Raw genomic sequence first — 23,377 nt, 5'->3', positions numbered from 1 at the left:
TTTTCTTAGGAGGATAAGGTTTTGGGTAAGGGAGACAAACAAAAAGACCGTACACAGTTATCCTTAAGAACAGAAATAAGCAATCAAATGAAAGAATTGAATCGGCTTTTGCTGCAAGTGCTGCGGGTGACGCTGCGTTCAATGGGTCTGACCGGCGAAGCGCCGGCGGCTTCCTGTCTGCCTTTATATGAGCGCTGGCTGGAAGAAAGTATCCGTCTTTTAGACAGCGATTTTAAAAGCGGTGAAACGGCCGCGGTTTGGGAAGAGTGGCATAAGAAGAAAAACGAATGGCTGAAAGATCCGGATATGAAAGCGCAGGCACTGCTGGCGGATACCGTCATTCAAGCTTTGCCTGACATTTTAACAGGCAAAATAAAAGCCACTGACGTGATGTTTCCCGATTCTTCAATGGAGCTTGTTGAAGGAATCTATAAGCATAATATTCTCGCTGATTATTACAACGATGTGCTGGCAAATGAAGCGTGTATTTATGTGGAAAATGTAATTAAAAACAATCCTGAGGCAAACATCCGTCTGCTGGAGATCGGAGCGGGCACCGGCGGAACGAGCAGCACACTGTTTAAAAAGCTCCGCCCCTATCAAAACCATATTCAGGAATACTGTTATACCGACTTGTCAAAAGCTTTTTTAATGCATGCCGAAAAGGAATACGGCGCGGACAATCCGTATTTGACGTATCAGCTGTTTAATGTGGAGCAGCCTGCGGCGGGCCAGGGATTCCATCTGAGAACCTACGATATCGCTATTGCCGCAAACGTGCTGCATGCCACCAAAAATATCCGGAAAACCTTACGGACAGCAAAAGCCGTATTGAAAAAGGACGGTTTGCTGCTCGTTAATGAACTGGGCGGTCATACGCCGTTTACACATGTTACATTCGGCTTATTAGAGGGCTGGTGGCTGTACGAAGACGAGGCGCTGAGGATTCCGGGGTGCCCCGGCCTTTATCCGGAAACATGGAAATCCGTTTTAATGGCTGAAGGCTTTCATTCCATTCAATTTCCGGCTGAAAACGAACGTCTTCACACCCAGCAGATTATCACGGCGAAAAGCAACGGAGTCATCAGGCAGAGCAGGGAAGCTTACACCGCGCAAAAGCGCCAATCAAACGTACCGCAAACATCCTCTGATCGTCAGCTCCCCATCAAACAAGCGGGAGAGGGGCTTTCGGAAAAGACAGCGGCTTTTCTGATAAAGGCTGCGGCAAACGTATTAAAAATGCCGGCAGAAGAGATAAATCCGCTGGCTCCTCTGGATGAATACGGCATTGACTCTATTCTGATCGTTCAGCTGACGAATGAGCTGCGGGATCTCGTCCCTGATATCAGCAGCACGCTGTTTTTTGAATACCGGACGATAGAAGAGCTTGCCGCATTCTTGGCTGAAACGAAGGAGCGCGAACTGCATGCGCAATTTTCTGAAGAAGTCCGTCATATTGAAGCGGTATCATCCGGCTCTTTGCTTGAAAAAAGCACAGAGTACCTGAAACAGATCGTCAGCGCCATTTTAAAGATGCCGATTGAGGACGTTCAAGCCCATACGCCCCTTGAAGAATACGGAATCGATTCCATCTTAATTGTACAGCTGACCAACCGCGTGCGGGAAGACATACCTGATATCAGCAGCACTTTGTTCTTTGAGTATCCGACAATCGGCGGATTAGCGGAATATCTCGTCAGCTCAAGACAGGATGATATGGCTGGGATTTTCAAGACAAATAAAGAAGCCGAAAAGGCGCCGCACACATTACAGAAAAAGCAAAGCCGCAAAAAAAGCGCCGGATTGGCGAAGCGCCAAGCGGCATCTTTTTCTGAAGAAGCGCCGCCCGCTTCCGAACCGCCGTCAAAACACCTTGAAGTGGCCATTGTCGGTCTTGCCGGGAGGTATCCCGGAGCTGAAAATGTTAATGAGTTCTGGGAACGGTTAAAGACCGGTGGACACGGAATCACCGAAATTCCGAAAGACCGTTGGGATTGGCGGGACTACTATGATGAGACAAAAGGTAAGGAAGGCCGGATGTATACAAAGTGGGGCGGCTTTTTAACAGATATTGATAAATTTGATCCGCTGTTTTTTAAAATCTCTCCGAAAGAAGCGGAGCGCATGGACCCGCAGGAGAGACTGTTTCTGGAAACCGCTTATGCGGCCCTTGAGGATGCCGGATATACCCCTGATTCACTATGCGCCGGTAAAAAGGTTGGTGTCTTTGCGGGTGTCATGAACGGCAACTATCCGACAGGGGCCCACTACCACTTTATCCCGAACCGCGTATCCTATGTGTTTGATTTTCACGGTCCGAGCATCGCGGTCGATACCGCATGCTCCTCATCCTTAACCGCCATTCATCTCGCCGCAGAAAGCATCAGAACAGGTGCATCTGAATGCGCGATTGCCGGCGGCGTAAACCTGATTACAGACCCGGTTCATTATATCGGACTTTCTTCTATGAGAATGCTGTCACCGTCAAACGCGTGCAAAGCGTTCGGTGATAAGGCTGACGGGTTTGTTGACGGAGAGGGCGTCGGCTGTATCGTGTTAAAGCCGTTGAAGAAGGCTGTTGAAGATCATGATCATATATACGGTGTCATTAAAGGAAGCGCTCTGAACGCCGGCGGCAAAACGAACGGGTTCACCGTTCCGAATCCGAATGCACAAGGAGAAGTGATCGCAGAGGCGATGGAGCGGGCAGGTATTGACCCGAGAGCAATCAGCTATCTGGAAGCCCACGGCACCGGCACTTCCTTGGGAGATCCGATTGAAATCGCAGGGTTAACCAAGGCTTTCCGACGCTATACGGATGCAAAGCAATTTTGTTCCATCGGTTCTGTTAAATCCAATATCGGACACCTGGAAAGTGCGGCGGGCATTGCTGCGGTCACCAAAATTCTTCTTCAGATGAAACACGGATATCTGGTGCCGTCGCTGCATTCAAAGCAGCTGAACCCGGAAATTAATTTTGAAACTTCTCCTTTTATCGTGCAGCAGGAAACGGCGGAATGGAGACGGCCGGTCATAGAATCTGAAGGAGTAACACGGGAATATCCGAGAATCGCGGGTACATCTTCTTTCGGAGCGGGCGGTGCAAATGCCCACTTGCTGATAGAAGAGTATGAACCGGCTGAAATGACTTCGGCAGACTCCGGCCGTCCGGCACTTTTTGTTTTATCGGCAAAAGATAAAGACCGCTTGCGCGAGCGGGCTCTGTTGCTGTCGGATGCCGCCGGAAACGGAACAATTACAGATGCGAACCTGCTTGACGCGGCATTTACCCTTCAAGTCGGCAGGGTCCCGATGGAAGAACGGCTGGCGATGGGAGCGGACTCTGTTTCTGAATTGGAACAGAAGCTGACTGCTTTTCTGAATAATGCTGGTTCCGTAAGCGGGGTGTTTACAGGCCGGAGTGATAGTGCTGTCACGGAGACGGAAGGCACAGTCAGTGATTGGATGGAAAAACATCAATTTGACAGTCTTTTGAATGCCTGGGTTCACGGGACGCCCGTCGATTGGGCATCTTTATATAAAGGGGCGCTGCCGCATCGTATCAGTCTGCCGTCTTATCCATTTGCAAAAGAAAGCTACTGGATGAAGCGGGCAGAACCAAAAACAGGAACAACTGAATATGTGCATCCTTTCCTGCATGAAAATACGTCAACCTTGGCGGAACAAAGCTATCATACTTCTTTTACAGGCCGGGAACACGTTTTCCAGAATGTGAGAGGGGAGCGGGTTCTGTCGGCAGCCGTTTATTTAGAAATGGCGCTTGCGGCTTATCATCATGCGGCAGACAGCTCTGAAGAAAAAGAGATATGGATCCGAACAGCGGCATGGACTGACCCGATTACCAGCGGACATCACGGTGCGGGCGTCAATCTCTCCCTTCTGTCTGAAGACGAGGAAGGCATCCATTATGAAATATACAGTGACGAAGAGAAGCTGCATCATTATGGAATCATCGGGCAAGGGAACATACAGCCATCCCACGTGCTTGATATTGCCTCCTTACAAAAAGACTGCCGCTTGCTGTCATTCGATTATGAAACACCAGGCACGTCAGGTGTAACGATCAGTAAGGAGTTCCGCACCGTTGAAAAGCTTTATGCGGGAGAAAATGCGGTTTGGGCGAAGCTTGCTCTTATAGATGAAAGCGGCTGTAATCCGGGATATCATCTGCCGCCGGAATTTCTGGACGCAGCTTTTCATGTCCTGGCAAAAACGGAGCCGTCAGTCCATATCGTGCCTGAAACGGTTGAAGAACTGCGCGTCATGCGTCCGTGCTCATCCGGCATGTGGATGTACATTAATAAAAAGAATCAAACCGGCTGTGACATTCAATTTTGTGACGAAACCGGCACTGTCTGCGCAGAAATCAAAGGGATAAGAATGAGACACCCGTCTCAGCAGGATCACGGGCAAGAGGAACAATCCGAGATGATGATATTTGAAGAAATATGGACGCAGCAGCCTCTGAAGAAATCCATTCATGAAGAGCTGAAAACGGTCATCTGTTTTCTTACGGGAGAAGCTGCCAGAAAGCATGCTTATCAGTCTTTACAATCCCTTTATCCGGGAGCCGGCGTGTTTTTTATTTCACAGGGTGAGGAAACTCAAAAGCTTTCAAACACGCATTATCAAATTAAAATCACTGACGGACAAGCATATCAAGAAACGTTTCGGCATATTGAAACGGCTGCAGGCAAAGCGGATGCCGTTTTATATGGATGGCCGCTTGAAGATGCAAAGGCCGTGAAAGACTATTCCATTCTGTATCATGTGATCCGCGCAGCTGCTTCTTTGCGTTCTAAACCGAGGCGAATCCTTCTTTCCGCTCAGTGCGGGACCGATACCGATATCAGTTACGCCGAGTCATGGATCGGGCTGGAACGGTCGCTGAAACTGATCTTGCCGGAGACGGATACGGCCGCGGTTTATTTTGAACAAAAAGGACCGTTAGAAAAACTGATCCATAACGTATGTGAAGAACTTCACAGCGAGTCGTTCCGCAGTGTCATGTACAGTGGGGAAATTCGTCACGTCATGGAAATGAAGCAGACGGATATTGCCCCTGTTGAGAAGCGTGTGATAAAAAGCGGAAAAACGTACTTGATTACCGGCGGATGCGGGGGTTTAGGCTTGTTATTTGCCGGATATTTCGCTGAAAAAGGACCGGTTACGCTCATTTTGACGGGGAGATCAGCGGCAGACGGCCCGGTGCTGAACAAGATAAAGAGATTGGAAGAATCAGGCGCCAAGGTGTTTTACGTGCAGGCGGATGCCGCAGATCAAGCTCAGATGGAGAAAGGTTTGCAAGAAGCGAAAGAGAAAGGATGCGGGCCGATTCACGGTGTCATTCACGCTGCAGGTCTTCAAGGCACTGAAAGCATTCTGGAGAAAGATCTGCAAACCTTTCAGCAAGTCTTATCGCCAAAAGCGGACGGCACCGCGGTGTTAGATCAGGTTCTGTCACGGGAGCCGCTTGACTTCTTCTGTTGTTTCTCTTCTTCTTCAGCGATTTTAGGAGACTTCGGTTCTTGTGACTACGCAATGGGGAACCGCTTCCAAATGGCTTTTGTCCGTCACCGGGATAAACTTGTGAGCCTCGGACTCAGAAGCGGCAAGTCACTTGCAATCAATTGGCCGCTTTGGAAAGAAGGGGGGATGCATGTCGGCACGGCGGAAAGCACCGATATGTATTTAAAATCAAGCGGACAGCGTTATTTATACACAGAGGAAGGACTCGAAGCTTTTGAAACATTGTTGGTCCAGCCGTCCAGCCAGTATCTCGTCCTGGCCGGTTTTCCGTCGAGGGCCAAACGCTTCCTGCAGATAGATCAAGGCGAACGGCCGATTTCGGGTTCTGAAAACAGGAACATCCCGTTTTCAGGAAGGCGGAGTGAAATGAAAGGCTTCACGCTGGAAGAATGCGTAAGCTGGGATGTGAAAGAACTGGCGGCGGGGCTTTTGAAAATAGACAAGAACAGACTGACGGACGCTGACAATCTGGCTGATTTCGGCTTTGATTCTATCAGTTTGGCGGAATTCGCCTCTTCTTTGTCCGCTCACTACGGAATTGAAGTGACACCGGCCCTGTTTTTCGGACATTCCACACTGGAGAAGGTCGTCCGCTATTTTCTGACGGAACACAAGTCCGTCATGGAGTATGTCTATGAAGAAAAGAAACCTGAATCCGCAGGTCAATCTGTCTTTGAAAAGGCAGGAACGGAAAAGCGAAAGAAGCAGAGGGGAAGAAATAAGCTGAACGCCGGAACCGAGGGCAGTCAGGCAGCTGATTCCATTGCCATTATCGGCATGAGCGGCCGATTTCCTCAGGCGCGCACGGCGGACGAGCTGTGGGACATTCTGTTTCAGAAAAAAGACGTTGTCGCACCGGTCGCAAAAAAAGGCTTCACAAGTTCAAAATGGAAACTCGGCGCTGTACCGGGGGCGGACGAATTCGACCCTTTATTTTTTGAAATATCGCCGAGGGAAGCTGAAACGATGGATCCGAAGCAGCGGCTGCTTCTTCAGGAAGCGTGGAGGGCCCTTGAGGACGCCGGCTACGGCGCCAGTCACATCAGGCAGCAGACGATCGGTATGTTTGTGGGGGCGGAAGAAGGAGATTATCACCTTTTTACACGGGACAAAGGCAATGTCACGTCTCATCATAACGGTATTTTGGCGGCGCGGCTGGCTTATCACTTGAATTTATCAGGTCCTGTGATGGCGATAAATACAGCATGTTCTTCGGGGCTCGTTTCTGTCCATCAGGCGGTATTAAGCCTGCAGAATAAAGAGTGCACAACAGCTGTTGCGGCCGGGGTGAATATCATGAATACCCCGGACTTTTTTGAAACGATAGATAAAGCCGGAATGCTGTCGGAAAACGGGAAATGCTTCGCGTTTGATAAAAGGGCTGACGGCATGGTACCGGGGGAAGCGGCCGCGGCGGTTGTTCTGAAACCGCTGAGAGAGGCGGAAGGGGATGGTGATCCGATTTACGGGGTGATTCGGGCGAGCGGCATCAATTATGATGGGAAAACAAACGGAATTACCGCTCCGAGCGGCGTCGCGCAGACCCGGCTGCTTACTTCCGTTTATGACCGGGGGCGTATCAACCCTGAAGATATCGAATATATCGTCACACACGGCACAGGTACAAAACTCGGTGATCCGGTGGAAATTAACGCGCTTTATGACGCATTTTCTGCCTATACAAACGAAGAAGCATTTTGCGCGCTCACATCAATTAAAACCAATATCGGCCACACGTTTGCCGCATCAGGCATTGTCAGTTTGATCAGTCTTTTACAGGCGTTCTCCCGTGAAATGATTCCCGCCAGTCTGCATTGCAGCGGGGAAAACCGCTATATCAACTGGGAGAAGAGTCCTTTTTATGTGAATAAAACGGGTAAACCGTGGCCTTCTCTGCCGGGTAAAAACCGAATGGGGGCAGTCAGCGCATTCGGGATGAGCGGAACAAATGCCCATATCGTTATGGAAAGCTATAAGCGCAGCGCTTCACCTCATCGTGATGCCCCTGCATATTTACTGACTTTGTCTGCAAAAACAGAGGAGGCCCTTCAGGAAAAAATCGAAGATATGATCACTTGGGCGGAAAATGGCGGACTGAAAGAAAATGATCTGGCCCAGCTCAGCTATACGTTGTTAAAAGGACGGCATCACTTTAACCATCGCGCCGCCATCGTAGTGCAAGATGCTGATGACGCAGTGTATGTATGGAAGCAGGCAAAGCTTAATGAACATCATCCTTATGTGTTTTCGGGAAAAGTACCGCAGCACTTTGCAGGGCGTCAGCATATTCAGGAGCACATAATAGAAGTGCTCGGCAAGTGCAGCGCCTCATATTCTGACCATAGAAAATATCAGGAGCTGTTATGCGTGCTGGCAGATTTTTATTGTCAAGGTTATGAAATCGAAGGGGACTTGCTTTATGGCGGACCTTTGCCGCGAATCGGCAATCTGCCGGGCTACCCGTTTGCCAGGCAGACGTATTGGGCGTCTGATCGTGTTCAGAGAGAGCTTGAAAGCCGGAATTCAGCTGAACGTGAAAAGCTCCACCCGCTGCTCCACGCGAATACATCGACCTTTACCGCCCAGCGCTTTACTTCTGTTTTTTCAGGGCATGAACCGTTTTTTGCCGATCATATCGTCAATGGAAAACCGGTGCTTCCGGGCGCAGCTGCTTTAGAAATGGCCCGGGCCGCCGTTACGCTGGCAGCTGAAGACTTGCCCGGCGGGAAAACGGGTGTCCGGCTCAAACAGATCGTTTGGCTCCGGCCGGTGACGGCGCTTTCTGAAGGAGTGACGCTTCATGTAAAGCTTCAGCCGGAAGAAAACGGAGACATCGCTTTTGAAGCGTATGCCGAAGGGGAAGAGCCGCTTGTCTTTTTACAGGGAAAGGCCGTGCTCGAAGAGACGGAGCGTGCTCCTGTACTCGATGTGGAAGCGATTCAGGCGCGCTGCGGCGGCCGGCGTATGTCAAAGGCTGAGTGCTATGAAGCGTTCGACAGCCTCGGCATCACCTACGGACCGTCGCATCAGGCGCTTGACGCCGTCTATGCCGGAAACGGAGAAGTGCTCGCGAAGCTCACTCTTCCGCCGTCCGCCCGCGAAGAAAAGGAGCCGTTCATCCTGCATCCGAGCATGCTGGACGCCGCCCTTCAGGCTTCTATCGGTCTCGTGCTCTCAGACGGTTCTGCATCCGGACGGCCGTTCCTGCCGTTTGCCCTCCAGGATATGCAGGTGTTTTCTGCGTGCCGTGAGACGATGTGGGCGGTGCTTTCCTCAGCGGCCGGCGCCTATCATATTGAGCTGTGTGATGAAAACGGCGCGGTATGTGTCCGATTGACGGGGCTCACCGCCCGTTTTCTGGAAGAGGACACGGAGGAAAAACCGCTCTTGCTTCAGCCAAAGTGGCAGGAATCACCGCCGAGTGAAGGCGGCGGACAAGAAGAGTCTTTCAGATACGTGACGCTGTATGGCGGAATGAACGCTGAGGACATAAGCGGCGCCGTATGTGCGGCTGACGGCGAAGGTCCGATTGAAGACCGTTATGACGCCTGCGCGGCGGAGCTGTCAGCGATCGTCACGCGTCTTATCAAAGAAAAACAGAAGGGAAAAACGCTGATCCAGCTTCTTGTCCCCGACAGGGGGGAAGACAATGTATTGGCAGGGCTGGCCGCTTTTCTGAAAACGGCTCACCTTGAACATCCGAAGCTGTACGGCCAAGTCATCCAAGCCGATCCGAACGAGTCAGCATCATCGCTTCTTGCCAAGCTGAAAGAAAACCGGGCGCATCCTGAACAAGCGGAAATCCGTTATGAAGACGGCAAACGTCTCGTCAGAAACTGGCGTCATCTGCCGGCCCCTCAAAGCGGCGCCGTTCCGTGGAAAGACGAAGGGGTTTACCTCCTCACCGGGGGAGCGGGCGGCATCGGACTGATTTTCGCTGAAGAAATAGCCTCCCGCGTCAAAAACGCCGTCCTCATATTAACGGGGAGGGCGGAAGCGCTTGATGAAGACCGCTCCGCCCGCTTACGGCGCTTGGAAGCGTCGGGTGCCCGCGTATTTTACAAACCGGTTGACGTGACAGACAAGGCGGCGGTCATCGCCCTCGTCCGCGGCATACAGGAGGAGCACGGAACACTTGACGGAATCATTCACGGGGCCGGCGTGATCGCCGACAACTACATTCTGAACCAGACAGAAAACGAACGGAAGACCGTCATGGCGCCGAAAGTGAAAGGGCTTATCAATCTTGATGAAGCAGCGAAAGATGTGCGGCTGGACTTTTTCATTCTGTTTTCTTCCTTGGCGGGAGGCATGGGAAATCCGGGGCAGGCCGGTTATGCGGCAGCCAACGCATTTATGGATGTTTATGCAGCCCGCCGGAACCGTCTCGTGCGGGACAACGAGCGGAGCGGGCAGACCCTGTCCGTCAACTGGCCGCTTTGGGAAGAGGGCGGTATGCGCGTGGACAAAGAGACCGAACGGCTGATGTATGAACAGACCGGAATGAGAGCCATGCGATCGGCCTCAGGCATCCAAGCGCTTTACGCCGCTTTTGCCTCCGGAGAACACCAGGTCATGGTGGCAGAAGGCGACGAAAAACGGATTCGCAGCCATATTTTCGATCTGGGCGAAGAACAAAGCGCCGCCGGAAAAGCTCCGGCAGTGGCAGATGCAAGAGATCTGAAAGATCAGGTGCAAGAGAAACTAAAGCGGCATGTATCAGATCTTTTAAAGGTAAGCATGAAAGATATTGAGGCTGACAGCGAACTGACGGAATACGGATTTGATTCGATCATTTTCACTGAATTTACAAATCTATTAAATCGGTCTTATCAGCTTGAGCTCAGCCCGACTATCTTCTTTGAATTTCCGACATTGCGCAAACTGAGCGGCTATTTGATATCTGAATGGAAAGAAGCATTCAGCGGCTTAGAAAGAGAGAGTTTAAAAACCGCTCCAAAAGCCGGAATAAGAAAAGCTGAAGCTCCGGCGGCCGTTCATGTCAAGCGGGAAACGCCCGTATCCGTAAAAGGAAAATCAGAAGAAAAAACCGAACCGATAGCCATTATCGGAATCAGCGGTATTTTTCCGCAAGCGAAAGACATAGATGAATTCTGGACACGTTTATCAAAAGGGGAGCATTGCATTACAGAAATTCCACGAGATCGCTGGGATTGGCGCGAATATTTCGGCGATCCGGCAGCGGATGAAAATAAAACGTCAATTAAATGGGGCGGTTTTATAGATGGAATCGCCGGGTTTGACCCGCTGTTTTTCGGGATATCTCCGAAAGAAGCTGAAATGATGGATCCTCAGCAGCGTCTATTAATGATGTATGTGTGGAAAGCCATTGAAGACGCGGGGTACTCAGCAAAACGGATTGCCGGAACAAAAACCGGCATTTTCACCGGCACATTGGGAAGCGGATATCAAACCTTAATCAATAAGGCGGGTCTTCCTGTCGAGGGGTATACGATGACCGGAATCGTGCCGTCCGTCGGGCCGAACCGGATGAGTTATTTTCTTGATATCCACGGGCCGAGCGAGCCGGTAGAAACCGCTTGTTCAAGCTCTTTAGTCGCCATTCACCGCGCGGTAAAAGCCATTGAAACGGGAGATTGTGATATGGCGGTCGCAGGGGGCGTCAACACGATCGTCACGCCTGAAGGGCATATCGGTTTTCAAAAAGCAGGCATGCTCAGTGAAGACGGGCGCTGCAAAACATTTTCCGATCAGGCTGACGGTTATGTCAGAGGAGAAGGTGCCGGCATGATTGTCTTGAAAAAGCTTTCAGAGGCAGAGCATGACAGGGATCACATCTACGGCCTCATCCGCGGTACAGCGGAAAATCACGGCGGACGCTCAGCGTCGCTTACCGCGCCGAATCCGCAGGCTCAGACGGATGTGCTGAAAAGCGCTTATCAAAAAGCCGGTATTCACCCGTCAACCATCACTTATATAGAAGCGCACGGAACAGGAACGGCACTCGGAGATCCGATTGAGATCAATGCATTGAAAAAAGCTTTCCAAACAGACGGGGCTCCGGGCGGATATTGCGGGATAGGCTCAGTGAAGACAAATATCGGACATTTGGAGCTCGCGGCAGGTATTGCGGGCGTTATCAAAGTATTGATGCAGCTGAAACATCGGACGCTCGCCAAAAGTCTGCATTGCGAGAACATCAATCCCCATATCAAATTGAAGGACAGCCCGTTTTACATTGTGACAGAAACAAAGGAGTGGGAAGCGCTGCGTGATGAAAACGGCCGGGTCCTGCCCCGCCGGGCGGGTGTAAGCTCATTCGGTTTCGGAGGCGTCAATGCGCATATCGTTATTGAAGAATACATGGGCAGAAGTGAGACGGAACAGCAGGAAACCCGTGAGAAAGCGTCATCTCTTTTTGTTTTGTCAGCTAAAAATGAAGAGCGGCTGAAAGAAAGAGCGCGTCTCCTTCGCGATTTTATCCAAAACGGATCATTCCGCCATATCGATCTTGCAGATGCCGCATACACACTGCAGACCGGACGGGATGCGATGGAAGCGAGGCTGGGAATCATTGCAGGCTCCGCAGAGGAACTGACTGAAAAACTGAACGCGTTTCTGTTGGGAAAAAACAGCGAAGATATCATCAGCGGCCGTAAAAAACGCGAGAATAACACGATTTCCATGTTCTCAGACGATGAAGACGCCGCTGACCTCGTCAGCGCCTGGCTTGAGAAAAAGAAATACAAGAAAGTGCTGCGGCTCTGGGCAAACGGATTTGACACAGATTGGGAGCAGCTGTATACGGACAGTAAGCCGCGCCGCATCAGCCTGCCCTCCTATCCGTTCAGAGCAGACCGCTATTGGGTGCCGAAACGGGAGCAGCTGCCGCTTTCGAATCAAAAAACAGTATTATTGCAGAAAACATGGGAACCGTGCGAGGCAGTGTCTTCATCCGAGCCATTCAGCAAAATAGCGCTCATCGTCTCCGAGGATACAAAAGACCTTGCCGCCGAGGTGAAAAAACAGCTGAATGATGCTGACATTGTGCAGGAAAATCAGCTCATCTCTTTCTTACAGGATGCGAATGCGGCCGTCTATTCCGGGTTTATTGACTTCACTGGCTGCGGCTCTCGACAAAAGCGGCAGGACATCAGCTGGGTGGCATCGCTGCAGCAGCTGATTGAATACGGCCGCGGACAAGAAAACATGAAAATGCTTTATCTTACAAAAGGGCTTGAATCCTTCAAAAATAAGGCTGCCGTTATGCATGGTATTGAAAAAGCGGGGCTTTATCGCATGCTGCGGCATGAATACAGCCATATTCTCACCTGTCACGCCGATATTGATCCTGAAGAGCCGCTGGAGCAGACAGCCGCTTTTATTAGACAAGAAATTGAATCAGACTTAACGGAGTCTGCTGTTTGCTGCAGGGACGGCATGCGCTTCAGCTATGTTCTTCGGCAGACTGATCAGATTGAACCTGAAGCCGTGCAAACAGACCGGACTGTGTTTCCAAAAGACGCCGTCCTGATGATAACCGGAGGAACGCGCGGTCTCGGCGCTTTATGCGCCAAGCATTTCGTTTCAGCGTATGGTGTGAAGAAACTGCTTTTGACAGGCAGAAAGGAGCTGCCGCCGAAAACCGAGTGGGATCTTGAGCAAACAGACCCTGTCGTTTCGGAAAAAATACAGCTTATCCGGCAGCTGGAATCACAAGGCGTAAAAGTGTGCGTCTCTACAGTTGATCTGACGGATAAGCAGGCTGTCGGACGGCTTATAAAAGAGGTAACCTCAACGCTCGGACCTGTCGGAGGCATTCTGCATTGCGCGGGAATTGCGGACCGTGAAAACCCTGCTTTTCTCCGCAAATCCAAAGACAGTATTGCGCGGGTGCTCGCCCCGAAAGCAGACGGCCTTCACAGTCTGTATGAGAGTGTAAAGGATGGTGCGCCGGCATTTTTCGTCCTGTTTTCATCTGTCTCGGCAGCCGTTCCGATTCTTGCGGCGGGTCAGAGCGATTATGCGATGGCTAATTCTTACATGGACTATTTTGCAGAAAACAATGAGAGCGGCATCATTAGCATACAATGGCCGGCATGGGATGAGACGGGCATGAGCAGGGATACAAAAAGCGGGATGTATCAGCAAACGGGATTGCTGCGGCACTCTGACGCGGAAGGTCTCAAGATGCTTGATTACATTTTAAGAGAAAGACCCGGAGCTGTCGTGCTGCCGGCACAAGTGAAACATGATTGGGACATCAAAGCGCTGGAAAACGCCAAGCCAGCCGCCAATAAAGGAATGAAAGCAGCTTCCAAACCCCCTGAAACCAAAAAACGGGAACATAACCGGATTGATATTCAATCTTGGCTGAGGTCGCTTTTGGCAAAAGAGCTGAGTATCGATGAAACGCATATGGATATCGATGTGCCTTTTCAGGAATACGGAATGGATTCTATCTTTCTGGCCCAAGTGCTGACAAAGATCGATCAAAAACTGCCATCCGTTTCAATTGATCCGACTGTCCTTCTGGAGCATCCTACCATTGAACAGCTCGCGGATTATTTAGCCGCACATTGTCCGGAAGCTTTTTCGGCAGATGCAGCGGTTCCCGCGGAGAAGTTCCCTTTGCAGAAGACGCCGAAACGGAGCAAAAAAACGGCAGATAAGCCCGGGAAACGGGGAAAGGTTGCGATCATCGGCATGGCCTGCCATTTTCCGAAAGCGGGGGATATAAAAGAATTTTGGAAGAATCTCCGCAGCGGAACGGATGCCGTCACTGAAGTTCCGCCGGACAGATGGGACACCGGGGAACACTATCAGCCGGGTGAATATCAAGAAGGAAAAAGCATCAGTAAATGGGGCGGTTTTATTCACGATATTGATCAATTTGACCCGGAGTATTTTAATATTTCAGAAACGCTGGCACCGATGATAGACCCGCTGCAAAGGCAGTGGCTCGAAGTGAGCGCGGAAGCTTTGGCCGATGCCGGTTATCAAAAAGAGGATCTCTGGGGCCGCCGTATCGGCGTTTTTGCCGGTGCAAGGGCAGGTGCGTTTCATCAGAAATTTCAATATCTGCAAAAAGACGCGATTATTGGCGCGGGCCAAAATTTTATTACCGCACACATGGCGCACATTTATAACTTTACAGGGCCCAACCTGGTCGTGGATACGGCCTGCTCCAGTTCGCTTACGGCAATTCATTTGGCCGTACAGGCTATTCAAAATGGAGAAGCGGAAGCGGCCTTTGCGGGCGGGGTTGACATTTTGCTTGATGAAAAACCTTTTCTCACAATGAGCGCGGCGAGAATCTTATCGCCAAACGGCCGTTCAAAATCTTTCGATGCCGATGCGGACGGAACAGGAATCGGAGAGGGCTGCGGTGTGCTGATGCTGAAGCCGCTCGAAAAAGCGATAGAAGACGAAGATAAAATATACGGCGTTATTGACGGCTCTGCGATAAATAATGACGGCAGCACAATGGGCGTGACGACGCCGAATCCCCGGGCGCAGCAGGACTTGATTGAGCAGGCGGTTCAATCAGCGGAAATCGAGCCGGACACCATGACATACGTAGAGACGCACGGAACCGGTACATTGATCGGCGACCCGATTGAATTAAAGGGATTAACCAATGTCTTGTCTGCTTATTCCGATGAAAAACAATTTTGCGGTGTAGGAAGCGTCAAAAGCAATATCGGCCACTTGCTGAGTGCGGCGGGCGCGGCGGGAATCATCAAAGTATTGCTGGCGATTGCCAATGAAGAACTGCCGCCGACTTTGCATTGCCATAAACCGAACCCCCGCTTTCAATTTAATGATTCGCCGCTTTATCCTGTGCTTGAGCTGAAGCGGTGGGACGGAAAAAAAGAGATACTCAGGGCCGGGGTCAGCGCGTTCGGTTTGGGCGGGAATAATGCCCATATCATTGTCAGCAACGAAGGAATACCGAAAGAGCGAAAAGCGGCCATGGAACCGAAAGGCGGCCAGACAGTATACCGAAAACAGCGGTATTGGCCTGAAAAAGCACAGTTGCCCGAAGCGGAAGTAAATGAGGCGGGCACAGAAGCAATGTTTGAAATAAGCGAGGTGTGATAGATTGGCAGTTGCCACCGATCAAGTCAAAACGTTCCTGCAGAAAATCAGCCATACGAATTATATCGTCCGGGATCATCGCGTTCATCAAATCCGCGTCCTCCCGGGCGTGACTTTAATAGATATGCTGTATCGGCTCGCCGCCGGGTATCTCGGTGAAAGGCCTATAGAATTAAGACAGATCATTTTTAAGCAGCCTGTTGTAACATCTGAAGAGTTTGATAAACACCTGTATGTCACCTTTACGCCGGCACGTGACAGCTGGAAAGTTGAGATCACTAGCGAAAAAGCAAAAAACGGCACACCGCTTGGCGGAAACCGGGATGAGAATATGGAATGCCAGCTTTATTTGCAAGAAGACACGCCCCGGGCAAAAGAACTGAATATTGAAGCGTTCATGAAAAACGCAAGCCGAAAATGGGACATGCATGACATTTACGGAATTGCAAGAAGAAGCCATATTGAGCATGGCGAGTTTATGAAAAATGAAGGGGCCGTTTATCAGCTTCAGGATAAAGAAGAATTAATGGAGCTCACTCTGAGTGATTTGGCTGAAGGATTCCGGGAGAAATTTAAGGCGCATCCGGCTTTTTTAGATGCGTCTACCCTTGCCGGCTCTTCCTTTGCATTGTCGGCCCAAAAGCAAAATGACACACCTTATATTCCTTTTATGATCAATCGTTTTTGCATGTATCAGCCGTTTCCGAACACGATTTACACTTATTCTGTGAAAAACAGCCGCACTGAAAGCGGCGTATCAGATAGCGAACCTGATGTTTATTCGGCCGACTTCACGATTTATGACAGGGCAGGGAACGTATTGGCCGAATGTGAGAAACTGACAGTGAAAAGGGTCAGACAAGCGAATATGATTACCCATCTGATAGACAAAGAGAAGCCGCCTCAGCAGAACAGAAGCGGCCGTGGAGAGCCCGAAAGTCCTGTGGCCGCAGAAGACGTGTCTGAACAGCAAACGCCGGAACAAAACATGGTGACTTACATAAAGTCGGAAATCGCCAGGCTGATCAATCGTCCGGCACAGGATATTGATGTGCGGAAAGGCTTTTATGATATGGGGCTTGACTCGGCGCATTTGCTGAAGCTTGTAAAGATATTAGAGCAGACTTTTCAGCAGCAGTTTTATCCGACACTGCTTTTTGAATATTCATCTGTCCGCCGCCTTGCGGATTACCTTATCAATGAAGCGGGCTGTGTGCTGAAAGATTCGGCCGAAGAACGGCATACATCAGATGCTGACATCGCTGATGAGGTTCTGTTTTTTGAACCCGCCTGGAAAGATCATCCGCTGGAAACGGCGGTGCAGAACGGGCAAAAACACACCCGTCATCTCATTATCGCTGCCGATGCAGAACCCCGTCTCACCGGTGAACTCGGCATACATTGCCCGGAAGCGGAAGTGATAGAACTGAAAAGGGAGCATGAGGCTGCAGATGAGCAGTTTGGAGCAGATGCCGAGCGTATATTTCGTATGCTCAAACGGGAACTGACAGACTATCCGAAAGAACATACATTGATTCAGCTTGTATGCGCCGTTGAGAATGGAGCGGCATTGTCTTCCGCTCTCGGGGCTATGCTGAAAACGGCACATCTGGAAAATCCGGCTCTTCGCACTCAGGTGATCACCTTCTGTGACAAGAATGAGAGATTGCCAAGTGAGACGGCCGCAATCATTAGAACAGAAGCAGACTCCTCTCATGCAGGCTGCACAGACATTCGGTATAAAGACAATATGCGGCAGATCAGATTGTTCGAACGTATTGAGAAACTGGACGGGCAGACACAGTCTCCTTGGAAACAAAACGGCGTATATGTCATTACAGGAGGCCTCGGCGGTCTTGGATTTCTGCTTGCCCGTCACCTTGCAGAAAAAGAAAAGGTGAAGCTCGCACTCATCGGCCGTTCGCCGAAACAGTCTGAGAAGATCAGCAGACTGAAAGCATTGGGAGCAGAAGTTCTTTACGTTCAAGCGGACATCGGCAGCAAAGTCGAAACAGAGCGGGCATTTGCTCAGATTACAGAAACCTTCGGCCGGCTGACGGGTATTTTTCATTGCGCCGGTGTTTTAAAAGATCAATTTATCATCCAAAAAGACAGTTCTGACTTGAAGCAGGTGTTCCTGCCGAAAATCAGCGGCCTGATTCATGCGGACGAAGCTTCACGGCATGAACCGCTTGAATTTTTCGCCGTTTTTTCCTCATTCTCGGCGTTGGCCGGAAATGCGGGCCAGACAGATTATGCCGCAGCGAACGCTTTTATGGATGAATATATGAAATATCGCGATTGCAAAGCGGAAAAATGCGAACGGAACGGGGCTTCTATGACGATCAACTGGCCGCTTTGGGAAGATGGCGGCATGCAGGTTGACAGCTTGATGAAAGAGATCATGAATGATGCAACAGGCACCAGCCCGCTACCGGCCGGGGAAGGGATGGCTTCACTTGAATATATGCTGCGACTCGGCAAGCTGCAATCCGTTATTTTATACGGGAAAGAGCCGGCTGTAACTGAAAGCATGGGCCGATTGGGTCCAAAGGGAGACAAGAACGGATCTTCATTATCCAACGCAGCTGTCAAGAGAAGAAGCCGAAAACAAGAGAGACATACAGAAGAGCACGATATTGCCGTAATCGGATTGGCGGGAAGATACCCGCAGGCGGGAAGCATTGATGAATTTTACCAAAATCTGCGCTCAGGTAAAGACTGCATTACAACAATGCCGAAAGACAGATGGAAAGGTTATTCTTTCTCATATGAAGCAGATCAGTTCTACCGTTACGGAGGATTTTTAGATCGCATAGACAGCTTTGACCCGCTGTTTTTCAATCTGACTCCGCGCCAGGCTGAAATGATGGACCCGCAGGCGCGGCTGTTTTTAGAGACGGCTTGGGAAGCTTGTGAAGATGCCGGTTTTTATCAGGACAGAACGGCGCGCGGGCCATCTTCACAAAAGAGAAAACGCGTCGGGGTATTCGCAGGTGTGTTTTGGAGCCATTATGAGCTGTTCGGCGCTGAAATTACACAGCGGGGCACACCGCTGTCTATGGGCGTGACGCCTGCCTCTGTTCCGAATATCGTGTCTCACTGCCTGAACTTTACAGGGCCGTCAATGGCTGTTGATACGATGTGCTCTTCTTCGCTCACATCCATACATTTGGCATGTGAAAGCATTAAAAGGGGGGAGTGCGAATTCGCCATTGCCGGCGGTGTGAATGCGGTCACACACCCGCATAAATATGCGTTTTTGGCGAATGCCGGATTTCTGTCTTCAGAAGGCATCTGCAAAAGCTTCGCCGCCGGCGGTGACGGCTATGTGCCGGGAGAAGGCGTCGGCGCGGTGTTACTGACAACCGTTCAAGAAGCGGAAAGAATGGGCTGTGCGATATATGGCGTCATAAAAGGCTCCGCTTTAAACCATGTCGGAAAAACATCCGGTTTGACCGTGCCTGATCCGGCATCACAGGCGGAAGTCATTACAGATTCTTTTCAGAGTGCCGGCATTGATCCGGAGACATTGAGCTATATTGAAGCCCACGGAACAGGCACGTCTTTGGGTGATCCGATTGAAATTGAAGGGCTGAGCCGCGCTTTCCGCAAATGGACAAACAAGAAGCGGTTTTGCGCCATCGGCTCTGCCAAATCAAATATCGGCCATTTAGAAGGAGCCGCCGGGATCGCCGGATTAACAAAGGTGCTTTTGCAGCTGAAGCATGGAGAAATCTTTCCGTCATTGCACGCGGACACGCTGAATCCCCATATTCCGTTTCCGGACACGCCGTTTTATGTGGCGGACCGGCTGGAAGAATGGGAACGGCCGTTACATTCTGACCAGCCGAGAAGAGCGGGTTTAAGTTCTTTTGGCGCCAGCGGGAGCAATGCCCATTTTGTCATAGAAGAATATCTGCCGCCGCAGACTGAAAAGAAATCGGTAAATATACGGGAAGACGAGCCGGTTCTGTTTCTGCTTTCGGCAAAAAATGAAGAACGCCTATTAGAATATGTCAAACGGTATGACCGCTTTTTACGGGAAAAAGAAGTCAACCTTAAAGACCTGGCCTACACGCTTCAATCTGGCAGAGAAGCGATGCCTGAACGGCTGGCATTTATCGTTACATCCGTTTGCGGTCTGCAAGCGAAACTGAAGGATGTGCTTGAACGGAAAACAGAAATTGAAGGATGTTTCCGCGGACGTGCTCAAGATGATATTTCATCAAGTGGAATGGCCGAGCTGCTGAAAAACAAGCAATATTCCAGATTGCTCACTGAGTGGGCAAAAGGAGCCGCCGTTGACTGGAGCCTGTTATACGAAGGAGAGAAGCCGAAACGGGTCAGCCTTCCTGTATATCCGTTCGCGAAGGAGCGGTATTGGGTGCCTGTGCCTGCGGATATCCGGAAACAGACAGATGAACCGGCGGAAAACCAAAAGATCATTCTTCAAAAAGACTGGAAGCAGCAAGATCCGGCGGAATCTGAAGCATTATCAGGAACAGTAATGATACTTGCAACTGATAAGACAAGCCGATTGGCCGATGCTCTTTTTAAAGGAAACGGCCATATTGAAACGATCTGCTTCATCCATCAGGCAAAAGACGGCGCCGATTATTACGCCGCCGCATCGGGGCGAAACCTTTACGGCAGAGTGCGGGAGTCTCTTCAAAACAAACAGATACTCGGGGTCGTCGACATAACCGCATATGATGCGGAATATGAACGGCAGGAAGAGATAGAACACGGAAAGCTTGCCTTTTTACAGCAGGCTCTTGAATCATTCCGTCATAGCGGCGCTGTGTTCAGCCAAGTGACACACCGCCTCCAGCCTTTCAAGGAAAGTAAACCTCTGATGCAAGGGGCGAAAACGGCGGGGCTGTACCGGATGCTGGGCGCTGAGTATGCCAACATTCATTCTTTTACGATAGATAGCGATTGTGCGATTGAGCATACAGAAGAATTAAGCAGACAGATTGAGACTGAATTTTTACAGCCGCAGGCCAAAAGCGGCAGTGAATGCTGCTACAGGCTGAATCGCCGTTATGTGCCGTTTCTGAAGCAGGGTATGAATGTTTCGGCGGCGCCTGAGCTTTCCTATTCGTCTGATGATGTGCTGTTAATAACGGGCGGATCGCGCGGGATCGGCGCAATTGCGGCGGAGCATGCCGTTTCACGCGGATGCAGGAAACTGGTCATCATGGGGCGGGAGCCGCTTCCCGATTCCTCAGAGTGGGCAGACATGAAAAAGGACGGCATTCTCCCGGAAAAAGCCGAGCGGATGCAGAGGTTAGCCGAGCGGGGCGCGGAGATCCGTTATTACAGCGTTTCTCTTACGGATCAAAAGGGGCTCCGGAACATGACGGACAGCATCCGCGACACGATGGGACCGATTACCGGCGTTTTTCATTGCGCGGGTGCAATGGGAGAACACCCCGCTTTTTATAACAAAACCGAAACTGAAATCGAAAGCGTTTGCGCGCCGAAAGTAACAGGGCTTCGCGGTCTCTATGAAGCCGTTCAGAATGAGCCGCTGTCGTTTTTTATTTTGTTCTCATCCGTTTCGGGCCTGATCCCTTCGCTTGCTGCGGGGCAAAGTGACTACGCGATGGCTAATTCATTTATGGACTCTTTTGCAAATCATCAGGCAGGTAAAGGAAACGTGTTTGTTAAAGCCGTTCAATGGCCCGTCTGGAAAGAAACCGGTATGGCTGAAGGCCTGCCGGAAACACCTGCTTATCAAAAATCAGGACTTTCCAGGCTGTCTGCCGAAGACGGACTGAAGTTTTTAGATTACATCATTTTAAACGGACAAAGCTGCGGAATTCCTTGTGTTCCAGAAGACAGTGAGGCTGATTTTGGTGATCTTCTAAGGGCGAAGAAATCTGAAGCTCCCGTGAAAAAAAGCACTGCCGGTGACCAAAAGGTGAAGGATACGATTCGTCAATGGGTGCGCACCGTCTTCAGCGAAGAACTGAAAATGACGGATGAGCAGATAAAAGATGATATGCCGTTTGATGAATACGGGATTGACTCAATACTCTTTGCGGAATTGGTTCAATCACTGCAAAAACGGATCAGCATAAAGTTAACACCGTCCTTAATGCTTCAATATCAAACGATTACAGAAATGGTTGACTATTTCGCAGCGCATCATGAAGCCGATTTTGTGACAAAAGAAAATGGTTTCGTTCACGACAGGGACGTCCAGCCTGATTTAACCGCCGCCGCTGAAGAGAGAACATCCATGAAGCCGAAAGCGGATACCGAAGACGATATTGCCGTCGTCGGCATGTCCTGCCGTTTTCCGGGGGCGGGCGGAACGGATGCTTTTTGGGAGCTGCTGATGAAAGGAAACACCGCCATCCGGCCTGTCCCCGCAACGCGCTGGCATGCAACAGCACATGCAAAGGATTATGCGGGGTGGATTGATGATATCGACATGTTTGATGCGGGCTTTTTCGGCATCTCTGAAAAAGACGCGGCAATTATGGACCCGCAGGCGCGGATCATATTAGAAGAAGCGGTTCATTCCGTTTATGATGCCGGGTACGGCCAAAAGGATTTATCGGGCCGGAAAGTCGGCGTGTACATCGGCGGCAGGGCGCAGCCTTCAGCCGGTATGGAACATATCCTGCAGGCGCCTAACCCGATTTTGGGGGCGGGACAAAACTATTTGGCGGCCAACATTTCACGATTTTTGAATGTCACAGGACCGAGCCTTGTCGTGGATACAGCATGTTCCTCAGGGCTGATCGGGCTGTCCTTTGCAAAAGACGCCCTTTTGGCCGGAAGAATTGACGCGGCCTTAGTCGGTTCGGTGAGTCTGCTCTTATCTCCGTCCGCGCACCGGTTATTCGGAGCACGCCATATTTTAAATGAGAACGGCGTGTTTCATATATTCGACCGTGAATCAGCGGGAGAAGTGCTCGGAGAAGGAGCGGGGGCGGTTTTTATCAAGCGATTGAGCGATGCGGTGCGGGACGGAGACCGTATTTACGGCGTCATAAAAGCCGTCTCGATAAACAATGACGGCCGGACGCTCGGTCCCGGTTCACCGAATATAAGAGCGCAGAGAGACGCCATTCAAACTGCGCTTGACATGGCGGAAAAGTCGCCCGAAGACATTGGATATATAGAAGTGAACGGAGGCGGTTCCCCAATCGTTGATTCGGTGGAAATCAAGGCGCTCTCAGATGTCTATCAGCTGAACCGGAAAACGCTTCTGCCCTGCCGGATCGGATCGGTGAAACCGAATGTAGGGCATTTGCTTCTGTCTTCAGGTCTTGCGGGCTTCATCCGATGTGTGCTGAGCGTCTATCATAAGCGGATTCCGCCTTTCTTATCAGCGCGTGAGCCATTTGAACATTATGACTTTGAAGCGTCGCGTATTCATTTTAATCGTGAACCCGTTGATTGGCATTCAGAGAAGAAACCCCGCGTCGCAGCTCAGAGTTCATTTCCTGACGGCGGGACAAATGCTCATATCCTCGTTGAAGAATACAGAGGTGAAAGGCAGCGGGAACATCACCGGGCGCCTCAGCCGCCGGAATTCAGAAAAAAACACTACCCGCTTTTGGGCGGCTGGAACAGCACGGAGAGTGAAACGGAAAAAACAAATAATGAAAAAACAGACATTGCGGATCTTTTAAAGAAATATGAGAAAAAAGCAGAGACAAGCACTGCACCTGCAGACTCGTTTTGGCAGGTGACAACGTGACGTTTTTAAAAGGGGACTAAC

The 23,377-nt window shown here is 50.5% G+C and carries 2 protein-coding genes; both read left to right on the top strand.

Annotation, left to right across the window (positions count from 1 at the left end; translation table 11 throughout):
- Window positions 1–21 precede the first annotated feature (21 nt).
- Window positions 22–15,633, top strand: a complete 15,612-nt coding sequence (locus GNE05_RS12445) for an SDR family NAD(P)-dependent oxidoreductase (protein ID WP_160182856.1) — start codon at window positions 22–24, stop codon at window positions 15,631–15,633.
- A 4-nt stretch (window positions 15,634–15,637) separates the two neighbouring features.
- A complete protein-coding gene (locus GNE05_RS12440; RefSeq protein WP_160182855.1) occupies window positions 15,638–23,356 on the top strand; it encodes a type I polyketide synthase in 7,719 nt (2,572 codons plus the stop codon).
- Window positions 23,357–23,377: the final 21 nt, after the last annotated feature.

Source organism: Bacillus sp. AM1(2019), assembly GCF_009906915.1.
Lineage (GTDB): Bacteria > Bacillota > Bacilli > Bacillales > Bacillaceae > Bacillus > Bacillus velezensis.
Note: the sequence above shows the minus strand (reverse complement) of the source record. Positions and strands in the feature narration are given on the sequence as shown.